This window comes from Citrobacter sp. GW821-FHT07H02 (genome assembly GCF_059418505.1).
The window spans coordinates 56,829-76,414 of record NZ_JBWKPZ010000017.1 but is presented as its reverse complement, the minus strand read 5'-3'; the positions used below and the strand labels follow the sequence as shown (position 1 = coordinate 76,414).

Here is a 19,586-nt window from a genome sequence, read left to right as displayed (position 1 = left end):
ACGCATCAGAATTGGTAGGTCATCCCCACAGCAACGATATCATCGTTGTTGATCGCGAGCTTATTGTCGCTGTCCAGTTGGTTGATTTTATAATCAACAAATGCGGACATATTTTTGTTGAAGTAATATGTCGCGCCGACATCGATATAATTCACCAGATCTTCATCGCCTACACCTTCAATATCTTTACCTTTTGACAGGACATACCCCAGCGACGGGCGCAGACCAAAGTCAAATTGATACTGGGCCACGGCTTCAAAGTTTTGTGTCTTATTCGCAAAACCACCCGAAATGGGGGTCATATTGCGGGTTTCGGAATAGAAGGTTGCCAGATAAATATCGTTAGCATCATATTTTAAGCCGGTCGCCCAAGCTTCCGCTTTATCACCGGTGCCCCGGCTTTGTAGATTTTGCTCATTGGTTCGGTCAGAGTTGGTATACGCGCCGCTGATGGCGAAATCACTGCCGCCGAAATCATAGGTCAGAGAGGTGCCAAAACCGTCGCCGTTCTGTTTTTTCACATCACGGTCTTCGTTTTTCCCCTGATATTGCAGTGTGATATCGAGGCCATCGATAACGCCAAAGAAGTCTGTATTCCTGTACGTCGCCAGACCGCTGGCGCGCTTGGTCATAAAGTTATCGGTCTGTGCGGAAGAGTCACCGCCAAACTCCGGGAACATATCGGTCCAGGCTTCGACATCATACAGTGCGCCCAGATTACGGCCGTAATCAAAGGAACCCATATTATTTAATTTCAAACCCGCGAAGGCCAGACGCGTTTTTTGTTGTGATGAATCGCTTTCTGCTTTGTTGGCGGCAAATTCTGCTTCCCAGCGACCATAGCCGGTCAATTGGTCATTAATTTGCGTTTCACCTTTAAACCCAAAACGCACATAACTTTGGTCGCCGTCTTTACTGTCATTGTCGCTCATATAGTGCATTGCTTTCACTTTGCCATATACATCCAGTTTATTTCCGTCTTTGTTATAGACTTCTGCTGCGTGTACAGATGCTGATGCAACAATACCCATCACCATTAATGCCAGAGAGCTCTTTTTCATTTTCATTCCTGATTTAAATAACGCGCTAAAATTTGCTGGGTGCGATCCCCGTTAAAAAAACAGGAGGATTTTTAACGTTTGGCAGTGAAGGTTTTATGACAAATTAAGACTATTTTTAAAAAAGGGTGATTTATTATTACAGTAATAAAAACGTCAAAAATTGCCGCTACGCTTGCTGATCCTGCTCAACAAAGTCTCATGCTTTGTACGCTGGTTATTGGCAACCGCCGCCAGTCCTGCTAAAACGTTCGTTTGATATCATTTTTCCCACTTTGAACGGCAGAGAATCATGAGTGACAGTCAGACGCTGGTGGTAAAACTTGGCACCAGTGTGCTAACAGGCGGATCGCGCCGCCTGAACCGTGCCCATATCGTTGAACTTGTTCGCCAATGTGCGCAGCTACATGCCGCGGGGCATCGTATTGTTATCGTTACCTCGGGGGCGATTGCCGCCGGGCGTGAGCATCTTGGTTATCCAGAGCTTCCGGCGACCATTGCGTCTAAACAGCTGCTGGCAGCGGTAGGGCAGAGTCGTCTGATCCAGCTTTGGGAACAGCTATTTTCTATTTATGGCATTCATGTCGGGCAGATGCTGCTGACGCGTGCAGATATGGAAGATCGGGAGCGTTTTCTTAACGCCCGTGACACGCTGCGTGCGTTACTGGACAACCACATCGTCCCTGTCATTAATGAGAACGATGCGGTTGCGACCGCTGAAATTAAAGTCGGCGACAATGACAATCTTTCTGCGCTGGCGGCGATTCTGGCCGGTGCCGATAAACTGCTGCTGCTGACCGATCAGCAGGGACTGTTCACCGCCGACCCGCGCACCAACCCGCAAGCCGAGTTAATCAAAGACGTTTACGGTATTGATGACGCGCTGCGTTCTATCGCCGGAGACAGCGTTTCTGGCCTCGGGACAGGCGGTATGGGAACGAAGCTACAGGCGGCGGATGTAGCCTGCCGCGCAGGTATTGACACGATCATTGCCGCAGGCAGCAAACCGGGTGTCATTGGTGATGTGATGGAAGGTGTTTCCGTCGGTACACGCTTCCACGCGCAAGCCTCTCCACTGGAGAACCGTAAACGCTGGATTTTCGGTGCGCCGCCCGCCGGTGAAATTACCGTTGATGAAGGGGCTTCTTCAGCGATTCTGGAACGCGGGAGCTCGTTATTGCCAAAAGGTATTAAAAGCGTGACAGGTAACTTCTCGCGTGGTGAAGTGATCCGCATCTGCAATCTGGAAGGGCGTGATATCGCTCATGGCGTTAGCCGCTATAACAGCGACGCGCTACGCCGTATCGCGGGTCACCACTCTCAACAGATTGACGCTATTCTTGGCTATGAATATGGCCCGGTTGCCGTCCATCGCGATGACATGATCACCCGCTAAGGAGCGACGTATGCTGGAACAAATGGGTATTGCTGCCAAAGCAGCGTCGTATAAGCTGGCGTTGCTTTCCAGCCGTGAAAAAAACCGCGTGCTGGAAAAAATAGCCGATGAGCTGGAAGCACAAACTGACACTATCCTGAACGCAAATGCGCAGGATGTAGCCGAAGCGCGCGCTAACGGTTTGAGCGAGGCGATGCTGGACCGTCTGGCGCTGACGCCTGCACGGCTGAAAGCGATTGCCGATGACGTTCGCCAGGTCTGTAATTTGGCCGATCCGGTCGGACAGGTGATCGACGGTGGATTACTCGACAGCGGCCTGCGTCTGGAGCGCCGTCGTGTACCGCTGGGCGTCATTGGCGTCATTTACGAAGCGCGTCCTAACGTCACCGTTGATGTTGCGTCTCTGTGCCTGAAAACAGGCAACGCCGCGATTTTGCGCGGCGGGAAAGAGACGTATCGCACCAATGCGGCAACGGTACGCGTGATCCAGCAGGCATTAAAAGCCTGCGGTCTACCAGAAGCCGCCGTACAGGCGATCGAAAGCCCGGATCGTGCGCTGGTGAACGAAATGCTGCGCATGGACAAATATATCGACATGCTGATCCCGCGCGGCGGCGCTGGGCTGCACAAACTGTGTCGCGAGCACGCTACGATCCCGGTGATCACGGGCGGAATTGGCGTATGCCATATCTATGTTGATGACAGTGCAGAGATTGCTCCGGCGCTGAAGATCATCGTCAATGCCAAGACCCAGCGCCCGAGCACCTGTAACACGGTGGAAACGCTGCTGGTGCATCAGGATATCGCGGAGCGCTTTCTACCTGCACTGAGCCAGCAGATGGCGGAGAGTGGCGTTACGCTGCACGCTGACCCCGTGGCGCTGGCATTGCTGAGCGCGGGACCGGCGAACGTGGTAGCGGTGAAAGCGCAAGAGTACGACGACGAGTTTTTGTCGCTGGATCTGAATGTCAAAATCGTGACTGACCTTGATGATGCCATTGCCCATATTCGTGAGCACGGCACTCAACACTCCGACGCCATTTTGACGCGTACGCTGCGCAACGCCGATCGTTTCGTAAACGAAGTGGATTCATCAGCTGTGTACGTTAACGCCTCGACACGCTTTACCGATGGCGGTCAGTTTGGTCTCGGTGCGGAAGTGGCCGTGAGCACGCAAAAATTGCACGCACGCGGTCCGATGGGACTGGAAGCACTGACCACTTACAAGTGGATTGGCATTGGTGACGACACTATTCGTGCATAATTGACACCGGGTGATGCAAAAATAGGCGTTTGATTCGCAAGGCCATTGACGCATCGCCCGGTTAGTTTTAACCTTCTACCCCGTGTTCGCACTTGTGGACATGTCCTTATCAGGGCCGATATAGCTCAGTTGGTAGAGCAGCGCATTCGTAATGCGAAGGTCGTAGGTTCGACTCCTATTATCGGCACCATCCCTTAGTATTTCCAAGTCATCTCAAATCAACAAAACCCTTTAAAAACATAGATATTACGCGATTCTTCGTCATTTGACGTCAACCCCTATCTCTTGAAATCAACATACAATTGGGGGCACAATCGGGGGCATGTTCTGTTCGGTCTAGGAAATGTGCCCCCAATGATGCTGAATGCCCGCAAGGTTGAAGCCGCTAAAGGAAAAGAGAAGAGCTATAAGCTATCTGATGGAGGTGGCCTGTACCTTCAGGTTGAACCTAATGGCTCGCGTTACTGGCGTATGAAGTACCGTTTTGCTGGTAAAGAGAAGCGCTTGTCCTTTGGTGTCTATCCAACAGTCACCCTCGCCGATGCCAGGCAAAAACGCGAAGACGCAAAGAAACTACTCGTCGCTGGTGAAGATCCTGGCGAAGTGAAAAAAGCAAAGAAGCATGCTTTAAACGCAGCGATCGAGACACTTAACCCATTTAGAGAAGTGGCGTTAGAGTGGCACAAAATGAAATCTCCCAAATGGTCTGAGGGCTATGCTTCAGACATAATTGAGGCGTTTGAGAAAGACATTTTCCCGCATATTGGACACAGACCTATAGCCGATATTCAGCCCCTTGAACTACTTGAAGTACTGAGGTTGATAGAAGCACGAGGTGCTATGGAGAAAGCGAAGAAAGTCCGTCAGCGATGCGGTGAAGTTTTCCGCTATGCCATCGTAACGGGTAGAGCAATCTACAATCCTGCACCGGATCTTGCCAGTGCGATGCAAGGACATGAAGCAGTCCACTATCCATTCCTCAAAGCCAACGAGCTGCCGGAGTTCTTTACTGCCCTTAACGCTTATTCAGGAAGCCCAATTGTATTGCTGGGGGCACATTTACTTATCCTGACGGGTCTAAGAACAGGAGAATTAAGAGCAGGTGAGTGGCGTGAGGTGGATTTTGATAATGCGGTGTGGGAGATCCCAAAAGAACGTATGAAAATGCGTAGGAGCCATATTGTCCCGTTGCCAAAACAAGTATTATCCCATCTCAAATGTTTGAAAGAACTAACTGGGAACTACCCGCTGATGTTCCCTGGACGCAACGATCCTAGCAAATTTATGAGTGAAGCAAGCATTAATCAGGTGTTTAAACGTATTGGATATGCAGGGCGTGTTACGGGGCATGGTTTCAGGCATACGATGAGTACAATTCTGCATGAGAAAGGATTTAACAGTGCATGGATTGAAACCCAGCTTGCTCATTTAGATAAAAATTCTATTCGCGGAATTTATAACCATGCTCAATATCTGGAAGGACGCAGAGAAATGATGCAATGGTATGCTGATTTTATTGAGGGAATGAATCGTAATGGCTAATAAAACCATTCCTTTGAAACTATTTCGCACGCATTATCAAGTAGCAGAAGTTGCTAAGATGCTAAATTGCGAAGAGGCGGATGTTTTTTATCTGGCAGGAGAGAATGAACTTTCATTCTCTGCATATGTTGGCAGGGAGGGTAATTTCTCAAAGCATCGAGTTAGATGTATAAATGAATTTATTAATCATCTTGATTCATTGGATAAGGATGACGAGGGGTATAGTTATATTAGTCAATATAGTCTCATAAAAATACATGAGATAAAAAATGACAAGAATTTAGTTATTTCACGTATAAAAGGTTATTTTAAATACCCACCAGGAATCCAGAAGGATTTTATTTATTTTAGTGGGCAATTCCCAGTATACCCATCTCTTCTTGTTCCAGCAGGGGAAGTGTTTTCAGAAGAGATAAAGTTCTTTCAGATAGACTGGAAAAATTCTGATGGGCTTTTTTTTGAGCATGATGGATATATAGAAAGCGATGATGTTCGAAAACTGTATAATATTATTAATAATGATGTTTCTTCTTCGGAGGTATATAAGTCGCTATCAATTGCACAACAAGAGCGACATGCAACAAAGCGAAATCAAGTTTTGAGTGTGGCCATTTATCTTTACAAAGAAAACTCTAATGTCAAAAAAGACAATGCTACAGCGCTAACAAAGCTTGTTTTTTCCCGAGCAGCCGAATTTTGGCCTGATAAGAAAGAACCGCCCTTATCATTCGAAGTAATCTGCAAAATGATTGCTAGTATTTTCAAAAAACCAATCTTTACAAATAATTAACATTATTGGTGGGTAAGTATTTTTTGCTTACTCGCCTTTTTTATATTTTTGAACGATGTTTTAATCCTCTTCGTTGATATAGATTGATACATAGAGAGGAACTCATTATGGGGTTTACTGATAATCGTCCTTCTGCTGACTCGCTCATTGATATGAAATTCATTACATCTGATTGTCTGTTTACTGATAAATGGATTTATAAACTGATTTCTCTAGGTCGTTTTCCTAAACCAATCAAATTAGGTCGTATGTCTCGATGGCATGCCGGTGACTACTATGCTTGGCGTGATAGTCATTCTTCAGAGTAAAAACATTAGTATTAGTAGCATTTATGAGGAGTTTATATGAATTACCGTCTACAACCGGCGGGGAGTCAATACATATCCCTTCCAATTAAGAATGAATATGTTTCCGTGTTAGGAAACTATAAAGTAAGCCCGTTTAAAGAGACTCATAGCGACACGGCCTGTATTGTGCGTATTATTGAAATATATTCACTGAATAAGCTGCGCGCTAAAGGTGAAAAGTTGTATTCACTTACGGGGTTAACAGTACCTGATACGGAAGCTGTGGCGAATGAGATCAACCTGCTCCTGAGCCGTTATGCCCAGTTGTGTCGTCAGGAAGAGGAAGAGTTATCTTTCCGGCAGCGAGAAGTGACAAATGCGGAAGTTGCATGGAAAAGCACATTCTCAAAAAACGGCGTCAGTAGCATTGCTGAAGCCAAAACGAATAAAACGGGGCATGCTGGACGAGCGGATGCTGAACGGTGTTACCATCTGGCTGTTTCCCGGCTGAATGAGCAACATAGCCGACTGAGCACAATTAAGCTTTTACCGGGCGTACTGGCCGATGAAGTTAACTACATTGGTAAGGGAGTTGAGAAGCGTTTACTGAACATATTTCCTCAATCCGGCCAGATTCCTGCTGATTTTATTTCTGTGTTTAATGACGGTGACGTTGTCCGTGATATTAAATTTATTACAGATGCACTCAAATCTTTGTCTGATTCTGTGAGTGAAATTATTAGCCGTTGTAGCGTTCCAACTGATCGTTATGTATTAAATAACGGTGGAATGGCAAGAGCTATGGCTTACAGGGAGTACTATCGAGCAGATAATTATGTATTACGTTCAGTCGTAAGTGACCGGGATTATGTTGAGCATGTAATGAAATACAATCGGGTTGCTGAGTACAAAAATAAAATCTTTTCTTAAATACTAAAAAGGTGAAAAACTATGTATGCCTTCAAAACTGAAAGGCCGGACGCAGCACGTCGTTATCATAATAAATTCGTCACTGGCACTAACTATCAGGAGGAATCAAACAGACGCTTTGCATTAAGCGAATCCTCTGAAAATATACTGCGTACCTCAATTCTGGAATCCGGGTGGCTTATTAAAAATATCACCCTACGTGATGTTAACGCCGTGTCAGGTAATGCCGTCAATATTGGTACCAGTGAACTACATACCGGACGTGTGGATGGTGGCCGTTTCCACAAAAAAATGGCAGTCAATGGTACGGAGTTCTTTCTGACAGAGACGGATACCTGTGCCCGGATCAGCTATTCCGATATGTCTCATATTTACCATACTGGCGTGCCGGATGAGTTTGAGAAAACGGTTGAGAGCTTTTTTGCCCAGGCATATGCGCTGGACATGCTGAGGGTCGGTTTCAATGGTGTGTCGATTGCAAATACTACAAACCCGGAAATCAATAAAAAAGGAGAGGATGTCAATATTGGCTGGCATGCACTGGCGAAAGCCTACGGGAACGGGAAGCAAATCATCTCTGAGTCTGTCACTCTGGGAGAGACTGGCACTTGGAAAAATATTGATGCTCTGGCCAACCATCTGATTACTGAGCTTATTGCTGAGCAGTTTCGTGAAGATCCCCGTCTGGTTGTACTGGTTGGGGCAGAGCTGGCAGCACATCAACGCCTGAAGTTATTTAATGCCGCAGACCGCCCGGCTGATGTGAATGCTGCACAGATGGCTACAAGTTCTGTTGCTGGCCGCTTTGCGTTTATTCCCCCGTTTATGCCGGGTAAGCGTCTGGCAGTAACGACGCTGGATAATCTGCATATTTACACCCAGGCGATAACACGCTGGTTTCGTGCTGAGTTTGATGATGAAAACAGTGAATACGTACATTCCTACCTGCGCAATGAAGGCTATGCACTCGGTGAACCAGAACTGTACGCGGCTGTCGATGAGAGCGCCCTGACGTTTGCGGATTGACTTAGCGACAGAAAGACCCGCTCAGAGGCGGGTCTCGTTTACAGCATCAGGAAAAATGAAGAACTATTTTTAAGCAGAGGCTTAAGCATGCCAGCGTTAATTAATCCAGGCAATCATCAGTTTTCGGTTATAAATTTCTTGCCTCGCCAGGAATATGCGGGATATAGTTTAAAGGTTGCCGCAAAATCGGCAGCCGGGCGTGGAAACCCGAGTAATCTAACGGCGACACCAGACGCGCCATGCGTCTTTTTTTGTGTCTTTGCCTTTGTGCACCTGTTACCTGTACAGCGGTTTCTTTACTGTTGTAGCTATCGTGTAATGGTGGCTCAGGCGGGGCTGACCTCGGTCAGGCCGGTATCCGTTAGAGCCGGTATTTCCACCCCCGTCTGGGCTACCACCCATGAGCGTGGAAACTCCGGTGGTAGCGTTACCCGCTATCTAACGGAGGTTGCCATTATGGCTACAGTCCCTGCTTTATCTCACCCTGAATTTACCTTTGTCTTTCTGGCTGTCCGCCGTACAGACCGTGATGCCCGTCCACGCCCTGTGCGTGTAATCGCAGACTGTGAACATGCTGCACGCCTTAAACTTGCCACTGAATTTATCCTGAGCTTTGCTGCCCGTATCCCTGTGAAAAGCGCCGGGGAGGTGGTTGCATGAAATCCATGAATTTTCAGCAAGGCTGCATATTGAGTGAATTGGGTGAGAGTCGTCTGTTACGGGCGGCACTGGCCAGTGAGTTTCTTGCAGAGGTCTTGTCCGTTCCCACAGTGAATGGAGCGAGAACTGTTTCAGCGGAAGGCGCTGCGGCTTTAGTGGCCTGTATTGCTGAACAACTGGATGGCGTTGTTAAGGAAACCAGCACAATTAAGGGAGAGATGCGCGATGAATAATAATCAAAATTTAAAGGCGCATGCTTTACGAACAGCGGTCTTACGGTACTACATTGCTGATGCATTCATTTCCTTAATGGAGCGTGTTCATAATGAACCTGTTTATATTGAAGATGGCGAACGAATAGAACTCACCCACGAAAAAGTGGTGAGCAATATTATTTACCATATTGAAATGCCGTGGGTGAATGAGTTTGGGGCTGATGCTGGTTGCATACTGGCCGCAGAGAAACTGGAAAAAATGCTTAAACCAGGCTTTATGTCAGAAAATATTCGCCTGTCAGTTTTTGGTGTCACAGAGATGCGTGAGGTTTACCGGGATATTATTTTCGGTGCACCTGATGGCGAACTACCCGAAGGTTTTGAATTTGTGAAGCCGGAAGGTCAGGAGGTGCTGCTGTGAAAACACAGTCTGTATCCACGATTTCCGGGGCTGCGATTGGGCGCTGGCCTTATATCCTGTCAGCATTAGGTATCAAAGTACCGTCCGCAGGACATCATGGGGCTTGCCCTGCCTGTGGTGGCAAAGATCGCTTTCGACTGGACGATAAAGCGGGGCGTGGGACGTGGTTTTGTAATCAGTGCGGTCATGGCGATGGTCTTGATCTGGTTCGTCTGGTGACAGGAAGAAAGATAAAAGAAGCCGCCGGGATGGTATCTGAGGCGCTTGCATTACCCGAAATACAGGAGAAGCCCGCTTTGCCAGCCAGGAAAAAGGCCGCAGGAAAAGAAGCGGGTGCGGAGCGATATACCAGACTCAGACAGCAGTCCTGCAATGGTGAGCCGGTCTATCTGACAAACAAGGGCTTACACGGGTATTCACTTCCCTTGCTGTCACAGCCTTTGAATCTGGCCGGAATAACATTTTCCTCCGGTTCATTACTGCTGCCGTTGACGGATATCTCCGGGAATATTACCGGTGGTCAGCTTATCAATCCTGACGGGGATAAAAGTCTGCTGCCCGGTAGCCAGCTGTCTGGCGCATTCATTGCCCTGACCGATATACCCGCTGAAACACCTGAACAGGTGATTATCACTGAGGGTTTTGCCACGGCGCTTACCGTCAGTCTGCTGACTGAAGGATGGATCGTGGCGGCTGTCGCTGCCACCAATTTACTGAAGGTGACGGAGCAGATCCGAAAACGCTGGCCGGAAACCCGGATCATTCTGGCCGGAGATAATGATCTGGCTGACGGGAAAGAAAACACCGGGCGTATTCAGGCAGAGAAAGCCGCCAAAGCGGTGGATGGCTGGGTAACGCTCCCTCCGGTACGCCATAAGGCTGACTGGGATGATTATCGGCAGGAAGTGGGGAAAGAACGGGCGAGAGATGCCTTTCGGGAAGAAATGACGCTGCATGGTAAAGGGCAGACCCGTTTACCAGAAGGGTTCCGGCTGACAAAAGAATATTTGTGGTACGACAAGCTGGTTAATAAGTCTGATGGCGATACGGAGATACGTAATATCAAAATTTCCAGTCCGTTGCGGGTGACGGCAATCACCAGTGATGCTGATGGGAGTAATTACGGGCGTTTGCTGGAATGGGAAGATACCAACGGAAACAGCCGTAAATGGGCAATGCCGATGGAGATGCTGGGTGGCAGCGGGGAAGAGCTGCGCCGCGTTCTGCTGGTTAACGGGCTTTCGTACATCAACATTAACGGCATGGCCAGAGCATTCCTGATGGAATATATCTCGCTGTGTAAACCGGACAGAAAAGTAACCTGTGTGAATAAAACGGGCTGGCACGGCGGGGTTTACGTTCTCCAGGATGAAGTGATAGGGCGCGAAGCCCAGTCAGTCATCTTACAAACGTCGAGTGTGCAGGGGCGTGATTTTCGTGTCAGCGGCACATCAGAGGACTGGCGTGAAAATATAGGCCGTTACTGCATAAATAATGCCCGTCTTGCCTTTGCGGTGAGTCTGGCATTTGCTGCCCCCCTTCTGAAACTGGTTGGTATCGGCGGTGGAGGTTATCACCTCAAAGGGGAATCAACAGACGGTAAAACCACGACGATGAAAGTGGCTGCATCGGTATGTGGTGGAACAGATTTCTGGCATACGTGGAGGGCGACGGGGAATGCATTAGAAGGAACGGCGAGCCGCCGCAATGATGCCACGCTGATGCTGGATGAAATCCGGGAGGTTGACGGCAGGGAGGCGGGGAATATCGCTTATATGCTGGCTAACGGGCAGGGCAAAGCCAGAGCCAGAACAGATGGTTCGGTAAGGGAAACCAACCGCTGGAATCTGTTGTTTCTGTCCACCGGGGAACTGTCACTGGTGGAACATGCGGCAAGCGCCGGGGAACGTACGTATGCCGGGGTTGAGGTCAGAATGATCCAGATCCCAAGTGATTCAGGCAAATATGGCGTGTTTGAAGAACTTCATGGTTTCAGTAGCGGGAAAACCCTGGCTGAGCATCTTGAGCAGCACGTAGCGCATTATCATGGTGCACCATTCCGCGACTGGCTGCATTGCCTGACCGCTGATCTGCCGGAACTGACCAGTCAGGCGAAAGCCTTATTGAAAGAGTACACCCGAAGGCTAACGCCGGAAAATGCCGGGAATCAGGTTGGCCGGGCTGTTACCCGTTTTGCTCTGGTTGCGATGGCCGGGGAGCTGGCCACAAAAGCGGGCATCACAGGATGGCCGGAGGGAGAGGCCTTTCGTGCCGCTCAAAGTTGCCTGGCTGCATGGATGTCTGACCGGGGCCATACAGCTAATCAGGAAGATAAAGCGGCACTTGAACAGGTACGGGACTTCATGACGCGTAATCAGTTCAGTCGGTTTGCTGACTGGAATGACGACAGGAACCGGCCTGTTTCAATGATGGGATTCAGAAAAGTCGATAAAGGAGACAACGTGACCGAGCCGGTTGTGACGTTCTACGTTCTCCCGTCAGGCTGGAAGGAGATCTGTAAGGGATTTGACTCGCGTAAGGTGGCCAGGTTGTGTGTGGACGCGGGCTGGCTGAAACCCGGTGAAGATGGCCGGACGCAAAACAGCATTCGCCTGCCAGAAATAGGGCTTAAACGTGTGTACCAGTTCAATACACAGGTACTGGGAAGCGCCGAACCTGAGTAATCATCGCGTGAGTCTTATTTTTATGAGGTAACACTGGTAACAGAGGTAACACCCGTTACTGATGCGGTTCTTCAGTGTTACCAGTCAAAAATACTGACTGGTAACACTGGTAACAAAAAATGGTGTGTTACCACGCGTTACCTCTTGATTATGCTAACTGGTAACAGATTAAATCCTTTTAAATCAATGGCGTTACACGTGTTACCAGTGTTACACGTTCAGAACAAGAGGTAGGGAGACAAATCCCTTCTTCTGGCGGGCAACAGTATAGGGCACAGAACGATGAAGATGATGAGAATGTACTGCCCCACATGTCAGGCAGTAGCGCGGATAGGTAAAACAAACAGGAAACACCCACAACTGTACGATGTGTACTGCTATTGCTCTAATGTGGAGTGCGGTCACTCGTTTGTGATGAATGTTGCTTTCTCCCATTCCGTTAGTCCAAGCGCGCTGAACGGGCAGGGAAGGGTTAAAGAGCTAATTGATGCAATTCCACCCGAGGAACGGGAAAAGGCTTTAAAGTTGCTGCTGGCTGCGCAAAAGAATGGGTAAAGTATGCGTCGGGAATGGCCGATCCGTTCCCGGAACCTGAACACAGGATTTCAGTTTATACGGATATAAAATTATTATTTTTCAACTGGTTATGTTTTTCATATTTCACAAACCTTCATAAAATCACACACCTAAAATAAATTATCCATTTAATATCATAGTGTTGCGTATTCAGGCCACAAATGCGACGGACAGTAAAACTGAAAAAAGCTGAATTTCTTTTCATTCTTTTCAGTTCCTGTCTCGCAGTGCATCCCCAGTACGGGCGTGGGCTGGCGGTATCGTTTGTAAAAAATCACAACTGAAAAATTTTAGTGATATGAAAACCGCAGGCGGGTGCGGTGTAGTGCCATTTTGGTTAGTTGTAAACTAATTTTTGTTAGATCATCCCATAGCAAGTCTTTACAGGTAGTATGTGGCAGGGAGGATGGGATTTCTATGCACTAGAGTACTGTGCAGTGCAGTGTTGTAATAACTGATATTAACTCTTTGAATATTGTCTAAATGATAGCGCGTGCTATAAGATAGAAAGTAGTATTACTACTAATAGTAAAAATAGGAGGCAACAATGAAATCGGGATTTCCACTACAAATCGAAACTCCAAAAAATTATGGCGGAAAAGTTGATTCAATAAAAAAGAAACTCTCAACTTATGATGATGATTCTTTTTTTAATAATATGTATCAGCATTTCCAAAGGATACGTGATCCTAAAACTGGTGTTATATCTAATTTTCCGTGGTGTTGTTTTTTGGCTTTAAAATGGAAGTTTACAGAAAAAATAAAATCAAATCCAAAGGTGATGAAGGAAAGGGACTTTATTGATATTGTTAATAGGATTTATAATCTTCAAAGCGAGGTTGAAGGGATCTTCGATAATAATAAAATTTTGTTAAGTATAAGAAGAATGATAATTAACCAAAAGTTATATCAAGTCCCTATGAAATTAGAGTTGAACACTTTAGCTCGGCAGTATTATTGGTATAGCACTTATGGAGGTGGTTATTTTGAGAGGAATTTTCAAAAGTTATATGGGATAACTCTTGAGGATTATTATAAAATTAGTGCTTATTTTGCAATTTATTCATGTGTTGATGATGGTAAAGAGTCATCATTTATTTATTCAAATGTTTATTTGATTCATTTGGTTCCGTATTTTGGCGTTGAAACATTAAAGAAATATCTTAATTTAGTATCAGTAAAATGGACTGAGTTGAGAGATTTTATGAGTCTTTACAAAGATGACCAGCAAAGAGATATTGAGTATTATTTAGATACACCAATGCTCAACAAACCATTGATACTTACTGATGATGGATTGGTCATTCTTAGTAAGCATATCTTGAGAGCCTCACTTACAGCTCTAGTGCCTTCTTTACTAAAAAAAGAATTGTCTTCAGATTATAAGTTAAAGTTTGGAAAGGCCATGGAGTTCTATGTTGGTAACTTATTAGATGAAGTTTTCGATAATGTAATTAAAGAAAGTGAAATCATCAAGTTGTATCGCGCAAATAAAATCCATGAAAATACTAAAGTGGTGGACTTTATTGTTCAAGAGATTGACGGGAATGTTTATATAGACTCAAAAGCAATTGAGCCGGATAAAACAGTTAAATTCTCTAATACTGCACTATTTATAAAACAACGGTTAGGTAATAGCTTCATTAAAGGTGTTCTACAAGGACAAGATTGTGCTCGAACAATGAATCTTATAAATAAAAGAAATATGTCTCCAAAAGATTCCTTGATAATAATAACGCACATGGATCATTACATATCAACTGGAAAAACGATTGAAGATTTGTTAGATAGTTCATTCTTTGAGATGATTGAGAAAAAATATGGTGAGCTATCTATAAATAAAGATAGAATTTATTATATGACTATAGATGAGTTTGAGTTTTTGACTGAGGTTTGCAAAAATAAAAATATTACTATTACTTCTATTATTGATGCCTGTTCTAAGGATGATTCATCAAGTAAAACACAGAAATTTAATGTGATGATGCATCTTACTGACATTTGTCCTGATGGTATATCAGATAAAAATATCATTACAGATACTAGAGAGTATCTTTTTGACGAATTAATGAAGTATGCAAAAGACTCAAAATATCATTGGGATGGTAAGGTTAGAGATTTTTTGGCTATTAAAAAATATATAATAAGTTAATAATTTTATTTTCGGCTGTGTTCCGCACGAAGGTTCACAGCCTAGCTTAATCATTCTGTGGCTATGATACAGCTTCAAAAGAATTTACTATAAGGATGTATAGGGGGCATTTTTGGGGGCACGTCTCAATGTAAAATTTAAAATATCATTTATAAACAGTGTGTTATTGTCGTTTTTTGTTCCTATTATCACCATGAAATCAAGCAGTTATCCATCAAAAATCCACTCTCCTCTGAATACCAACCAGTCATGTAAGCATCCGCAATGTATGCCTGTAGTCCTGACCAGCCACCAGCCACCAGCCACCAGCCACCAGCCACCAGCCACCAGCCACCAGCCACCAGCCACCAGCCACCAAAGTTAATATATCCGTTGAGTGCCAACTGCGGACGTAGCTTGCACGCTCTCTTGAGGGACAACCATACCCAAATCTCCCACATTGCAGGAGATTTGGGCATGAATACGTCACTGTGGAACAAAGACTGTAGATGACCTTGCTCTACTCATACCTGACGAGGATGAAACCGACGCTTCTTGTGCATATACGGTACAAGACTGAGCAATCCCAGTACTGCAAGCAGCACTCCTACCCACAGCGGTGATCTCAATCCATATCCAGCGTCGATTCCCAGCCCTCCAAGCCATGCGCCCATTCCCAAACCGATATTGATCACCGAGTTATGCACGGTATTGACCATCGGCCCAGCCTGGGCCGCCCTCATCACGCGAGCCACCATTGCAGGGTTCATCGTAACACCGACCAAACCGACCGCCAGCGCCATGGCAACACTGACAATGGGGATATGCGCCAACAGCGCAAAGACCACCAGCGCAGCCGTTAAAAGTGACAAACCCCAGGCCATGACAGGAAATGTGTGCTTGTCCGCATAACGTCCGACTACAGCATTGCCCACGATGTTAGCAATACCGTAGCTACCAAGCAGCCAGGGGATCATCGCGGCAGAGAAACCGGACACTTCGGTCAGGATGGGGGTGAAATAGCTGAAGGCTGCAAAGGTGGCGCCGACAATCAGCGCACTGGTAGCATAGGCAGCCCACAGGTTCCAGTTCCTGAACTCGCGCAACTCAGCCCCCAGGCTGATGGCGGTCGATGATGGGGAGCGTGGAACCCGCACCCCGATGACCAGCGCGCACACCACGGTCAGGATTGCCACTAGCCAGAAGCTGGCGCGCCAGCCCATGTGCTGGTCAATCAATGTGGCCACAGGCACACCCAGCGCTGCCGCCAGCATCAAACCGCCCAGTACGATGGACGCTGCCCGTCCGCGCATATCCTCAGCCACAGTATCGGCGCAGATGGACAGCGCAGCGCCAAAGCACGCCGATGCAGTCACACCAGTGAAGAAACGTGCCACGGTCATGACGGCATAGCTGTCGGTCACGGCAGCGACCGATTGCGCCACCGCATACAGACCCAGCAACAACAACAAGGCTGTCTTGTTCGGCATGCGTAGCCGCAGCAGGCCAGCCGTCAGCAGTGGGCCACCTACCACCATGCCAAGCGCATACACGGAAATCAGGTAACCAACTTGCGTAACCGACACATCAAAGGCAATGGTCAGCGATGGCATCATGCCAGCGACCATGAACTCGGAGGTGGTCAACGAAAAAATCGTCAATCCAAGGATGTAGATGACTAGTGGCATGCAGAACTCCATTTTTTAACGTTCATTCCAATATTGGTTAAAATAAAAGGCCAAAAGGCCTTTTTGAGTATTCGCAGCCTGCTTAGAACCTGGCCAGCGTACCCTTTATCACATCTTCAAGAAACTCGCGATCCGGCATGGACTGGCCCAGCACACGCAGGCCGTAATAGCTGCTTAGAAAGGCTCGCGATAACTCCAATGCTGAGGACTCTGAGGACACTTCGCCATTGCGCTGTCCAACTGTAAACAGATGGCACAACACCTGCTCCAGCTTGAACACATACACACGGCTGATCTCGGCAACGACCGGATCTTTGCCAGCACGGTCGAGCACGGCAAACAGGGCCATACAGCCCCGACCTCTGTTTGGGCCCAAATCGTCCTCGATGCCCCAGCGCATCAGAGCAAGCAAACGCTCTTTGACGGAACCAGGACCATTGAGGATGTCCGCTTGCGCCTGAAGGCCTTGCTCCTGGTAACGGCGCAAGGCTATCTCATAGAGCTTCTGCTTGTTGCCAAATGCATTGTAGAGGCTGCCGCGTCCCAGGCCCGTTCGTTCGCACAGCTCCTCGGCGGAAGCACCGTCGTAGCCGTTCGACCAAAACACGTCCATTGCCGCCTTGATAACTGCGCTGTCGTCGAATTTTCTAGGTCTTCCGCTCATAAGAATGTCGAAATAATTGAATGCCAGGTAGTTGTTATTCGGCATAAACATATCCATATTTTAACGATCGGTCAAATATTGACTGACCGTAAAGAACGGTTTGCACACGCTACCGCCCGATTTTCCAGGACACACCGCCACGGCACAAGGTTGAATCCCATTCCATCGTCCTGTTTCACGTAGAGCCCGCTGGTGAGTATGATGCATCACCGTTAGCTGGCTGCGCTTCTCGGCCACGGCTGTGGCATCTTCCGGTGCTTATCTGCCTGAGAGGGTATTACTGCACGCAACAAGGCTGGCCCCGAGCCTGTCTGCTACGTGCTATGAGTTCAACGGGGAGCAGGTCAGGCCAAATTCAGTGTGCCACTACATCACCCTCAGCATGGTATTGATGCTGGCATTCAGCCCGAAAGGGCTGCTGCCGTGGGCCATTACGGCCCGGCCTTTGCCATCCCTCGCCGCGTGGTACTGCTGATTGGCGTCATCTGTTTTGCGGTGTTTCTGGCCGCGGTACCGTCGCACCGGAGTTTGTTGGTTGGGCGCATATCGCCCTGAATGTCGGCAGCAAGGCGGATCCACTTTCGCTCAATGCCGCTGGCCTTCTGCTTCATCCCGCCGTTGGCTTTATGCTCAATGAGTATGTTGTCACTCAGGGACATAAGATCCATTTTGCTACGGTAGATATGGCGGTAGATGCCAAAACAATTAAAAGACAATTACTGGAATTAGCCCATGATTGCGCGGGAGTCGCGGCTGATGGCTTGCCACTTCATAAAGCAGTGGCTGCAATATAATTTACTATTGCAGCCACATAACTGTTATCCGTGCTTAATCATCACATGACGCACCACGGTGTAATCTTCCAGCCCATACATAGACATATCCTTGCCGTACCCGGAGAGCTTCTGCCCGCCGTGCGGCATTTCGCTGACCAGCATAAAGTGAGTATTCACCCAGGTGCAGCCGTACTGCAGGCGGGCGCTGAGACGATGGGCACGACCCACATCCTGGGTCCAGACCGATGATGCCAGTCCGTACTGGGAATCGTTGGCCCACGCCAGCACCTGCTCTTCGTCGTCGAACACAGTGACACTCACCACCGGGCCAAACACCTCGCGCTGGATAATTTCATCGCCCTGCTTCGCCCCGGCCAGCAGAGTTGGCTGGTAGTAGTAGCCTTTGCCGCCAGCCTTGTTACCACCGGTCACTACCCGAATGTGCGGCAGCGCTTTGGCGCGCTCCACCGCCTCGCTGACGCGCGCCAGGTGGGCAGCGGAACTCACCGGGCCCAGCTCGGTGGTTTCATCGTCTGGCGCACCCATTTTCAGGCTGGCCACGGCGACACCCAGTTTTTCGACCAGGGTGTTATAAACCTCTTTCTGGGCATAGATCCGGCAGGCCGCCGTGCAGTCCTGCCCGGCATTGTAGAAGCCAAAGGTGCGCACCCCCTCCACCACTGCATCAATATCCGCATCGTTAAAGACGATCACCGGCGCTTTCCCCCCCAGCTCCATATGAGTGCGCTTAATCGACGACGCGGTGTGCGCAATAATATGCTCGCCAGTAGCGATAGAGCCGGTCAGCGACACCATGCGCACTTTTTCATGGCCCGTCAGCGGGTCACCCACGGTTTTACCGCGCCCAAACAGCACGTTCACCACCCCGGCAGGGAAGATATCTTTCGCCAGCTCGGCCAGTTTCAGAGCCGTGAGTGGAGTGATTTCCGAGGGTTTGATCACCACGCAGTTGCCCGCCGCCAGCGCCGGACCCAGCTTCCAGGCCGCCATCATCAACGGGTAGTTCCACGGGGCGATTGACGCCACCACCCCCACCGGATCGCGGCGGATCATCGAGGTGTGACCTTCCATGTACTCCCCGGCGGCCAGGCCGTTCAGACAACGGGTTGCACCGGCGAAAAAGCGGAACACATCGGCGATGGCCGGGATTTCATCGTTAAGCACGCAGTGCAGCGGTTTGCCGCAGTTCAGCGATTCAATTCTGGCAAAAGTTTCGGCATTCTGTTCAATCACATCAGCCAGCTTCAGCAGGCACTCGGCACGCGCTTTTGGCGTGGTCTGCCCCCACTGCTGAAACGCACGATCGGCAGCCTGCACGGCGGCATCCACCTGGGCAGGGGTGGCTTCGGCAATCTCCACCAGCACCTCGCCAGTTGCCGGGTTATACACGGGCTGCAGCTCACCTTCGCCCGTCACCAGTTCGCCATTAATCAATAAGTTGTGTTGCATAGCCGACT

The 19,586-nt window shown here is 48.3% G+C and carries 19 protein-coding genes and 1 tRNA gene; 14 read left to right on the top strand and 6 right to left on the bottom strand.

The window, feature by feature from the left end:
- Positions 1-5 precede the first annotated feature (5 nt).
- Positions 6-1,061 carry a phosphoporin PhoE gene (gene phoE, locus AC07NP_RS16450; protein ID WP_203358816.1) on the bottom strand — a complete coding sequence of 352 codons (1,056 nt, stop codon included), beginning with the start codon at positions 1,059-1,061 and terminating at the stop codon, positions 6-8.
- Between the two features lie 289 nt (positions 1,062-1,350).
- Between phoE and proB the strand changes: the two genes are divergently transcribed.
- From proB to gapS1, 14 genes are all read left to right on the top strand, one after another.
- Positions 1,351-2,454 (top strand): glutamate 5-kinase, encoded by a 1,104-nt coding sequence (gene proB, locus AC07NP_RS16445; RefSeq protein WP_203358815.1) that lies wholly within the window; start codon positions 1,351-1,353, stop codon positions 2,452-2,454.
- A 10-nt stretch (positions 2,455-2,464) separates the two neighbouring features.
- Positions 2,465-3,718, top strand: coding sequence for a glutamate-5-semialdehyde dehydrogenase (gene proA / locus AC07NP_RS16440; RefSeq protein WP_494661098.1), 1,254 nt, complete (start codon positions 2,465-2,467; stop codon positions 3,716-3,718).
- 114 nt (positions 3,719-3,832) lie between these two features.
- Positions 3,833-3,908 (top strand) — tRNA-Thr (locus tag AC07NP_RS16435).
- 164 nt (positions 3,909-4,072) lie between these two features.
- Complete coding sequence (locus AC07NP_RS16430; protein ID WP_258339481.1) at positions 4,073-5,260, top strand: tyrosine-type recombinase/integrase; 1,188 nt, start codon at positions 4,073-4,075, stop codon at positions 5,258-5,260.
- A complete protein-coding gene (locus tag AC07NP_RS16425) occupies positions 5,253-6,050 on the top strand; it encodes a hypothetical protein (RefSeq protein ID WP_001284746.1) in 798 nt (265 codons plus the stop codon). The genes AC07NP_RS16430 and AC07NP_RS16425 overlap by 8 nt, the downstream gene beginning before the upstream one ends.
- A 107-nt stretch (positions 6,051-6,157) precedes the next feature.
- A complete protein-coding gene (locus AC07NP_RS16420) occupies positions 6,158-6,358 on the top strand; it encodes a helix-turn-helix transcriptional regulator (protein WP_494661097.1) in 201 nt (66 codons plus the stop codon).
- A gap of 36 nt (positions 6,359-6,394) precedes the next feature.
- Positions 6,395-7,267 (top strand): hypothetical protein, encoded by an 873-nt coding sequence (locus AC07NP_RS16415; RefSeq protein ID WP_258340632.1) that lies wholly within the window; start codon positions 6,395-6,397, stop codon positions 7,265-7,267.
- A gap of 21 nt (positions 7,268-7,288) precedes the next feature.
- Positions 7,289-8,293 carry a P2 family phage major capsid protein gene (locus AC07NP_RS16410; RefSeq protein WP_494661096.1) on the top strand — a complete coding sequence of 335 codons (1,005 nt, stop codon included), beginning with the start codon at positions 7,289-7,291 and terminating at the stop codon, positions 8,291-8,293.
- An 87-nt stretch (positions 8,294-8,380) separates the two neighbouring features.
- On the top strand, positions 8,381-8,953 hold the full coding sequence (locus AC07NP_RS16405; RefSeq protein WP_258340630.1) for a host cell division inhibitor Icd-like protein: 573 nt from the start codon (positions 8,381-8,383) through the stop codon (positions 8,951-8,953).
- Complete coding sequence (locus AC07NP_RS16400; protein ID WP_137477539.1) at positions 8,950-9,186, top strand: hypothetical protein; 237 nt, start codon at positions 8,950-8,952, stop codon at positions 9,184-9,186. Before AC07NP_RS16405 ends, AC07NP_RS16400 begins: the two co-directional genes overlap by 4 nt.
- Positions 9,179-9,589, top strand: coding sequence for a DUF5375 family protein (locus tag AC07NP_RS16395; RefSeq protein ID WP_001063903.1), 411 nt, complete (start codon positions 9,179-9,181; stop codon positions 9,587-9,589). Before AC07NP_RS16400 ends, AC07NP_RS16395 begins: the two co-directional genes overlap by 8 nt.
- Positions 9,586-12,273 carry a DUF927 domain-containing protein gene (locus tag AC07NP_RS16390; RefSeq protein WP_159137009.1) on the top strand — a complete coding sequence of 896 codons (2,688 nt, stop codon included), beginning with the start codon at positions 9,586-9,588 and terminating at the stop codon, positions 12,271-12,273. Before AC07NP_RS16395 ends, AC07NP_RS16390 begins: the two co-directional genes overlap by 4 nt.
- A gap of 282 nt (positions 12,274-12,555) precedes the next feature.
- A complete protein-coding gene (locus tag AC07NP_RS16385) occupies positions 12,556-12,828 on the top strand; it encodes an Ogr/Delta-like zinc finger protein (RefSeq protein WP_000783295.1) in 273 nt (90 codons plus the stop codon).
- A gap of 568 nt (positions 12,829-13,396) precedes the next feature.
- Entirely contained in the window at positions 13,397-15,001 is a 1,605-nt protein-coding gene (gene gapS1, locus AC07NP_RS16380) for a GapS1 family protein (protein WP_494661095.1), read from the top strand.
- Positions 15,002-15,189: 188 nt separating this feature from the next.
- On the opposite strand, the gene AC07NP_RS16375 is transcribed toward gapS1, so the two are convergent.
- From AC07NP_RS16375 to patD, 5 genes are all read right to left on the bottom strand, one after another.
- On the bottom strand, positions 15,190-15,420 hold the full coding sequence (locus tag AC07NP_RS16375; RefSeq protein WP_494661094.1) for a hypothetical protein: 231 nt from the start codon (positions 15,418-15,420) through the stop codon (positions 15,190-15,192).
- An 84-nt stretch (positions 15,421-15,504) separates the two neighbouring features.
- Positions 15,505-16,668, bottom strand: a complete 1,164-nt coding sequence (locus AC07NP_RS16370) for an MFS transporter (RefSeq protein ID WP_494661093.1) — start codon at positions 16,666-16,668, stop codon at positions 15,505-15,507.
- An 82-nt stretch (positions 16,669-16,750) separates the two neighbouring features.
- Positions 16,751-17,377, bottom strand: coding sequence for a TetR/AcrR family transcriptional regulator (locus AC07NP_RS16365; RefSeq protein ID WP_494661092.1), 627 nt, complete (start codon positions 17,375-17,377; stop codon positions 16,751-16,753).
- Between the two features lie 386 nt (positions 17,378-17,763).
- Positions 17,764-17,991, bottom strand: a complete 228-nt coding sequence (locus AC07NP_RS16360) for a hypothetical protein (RefSeq protein ID WP_494661091.1) — start codon at positions 17,989-17,991, stop codon at positions 17,764-17,766.
- A gap of 159 nt (positions 17,992-18,150) precedes the next feature.
- Positions 18,151-19,578 (bottom strand): aminobutyraldehyde dehydrogenase, encoded by a 1,428-nt coding sequence (gene patD, locus AC07NP_RS16355; RefSeq protein ID WP_494661090.1) that lies wholly within the window; start codon positions 19,576-19,578, stop codon positions 18,151-18,153.
- Positions 19,579-19,586: the final 8 nt, after the last annotated feature.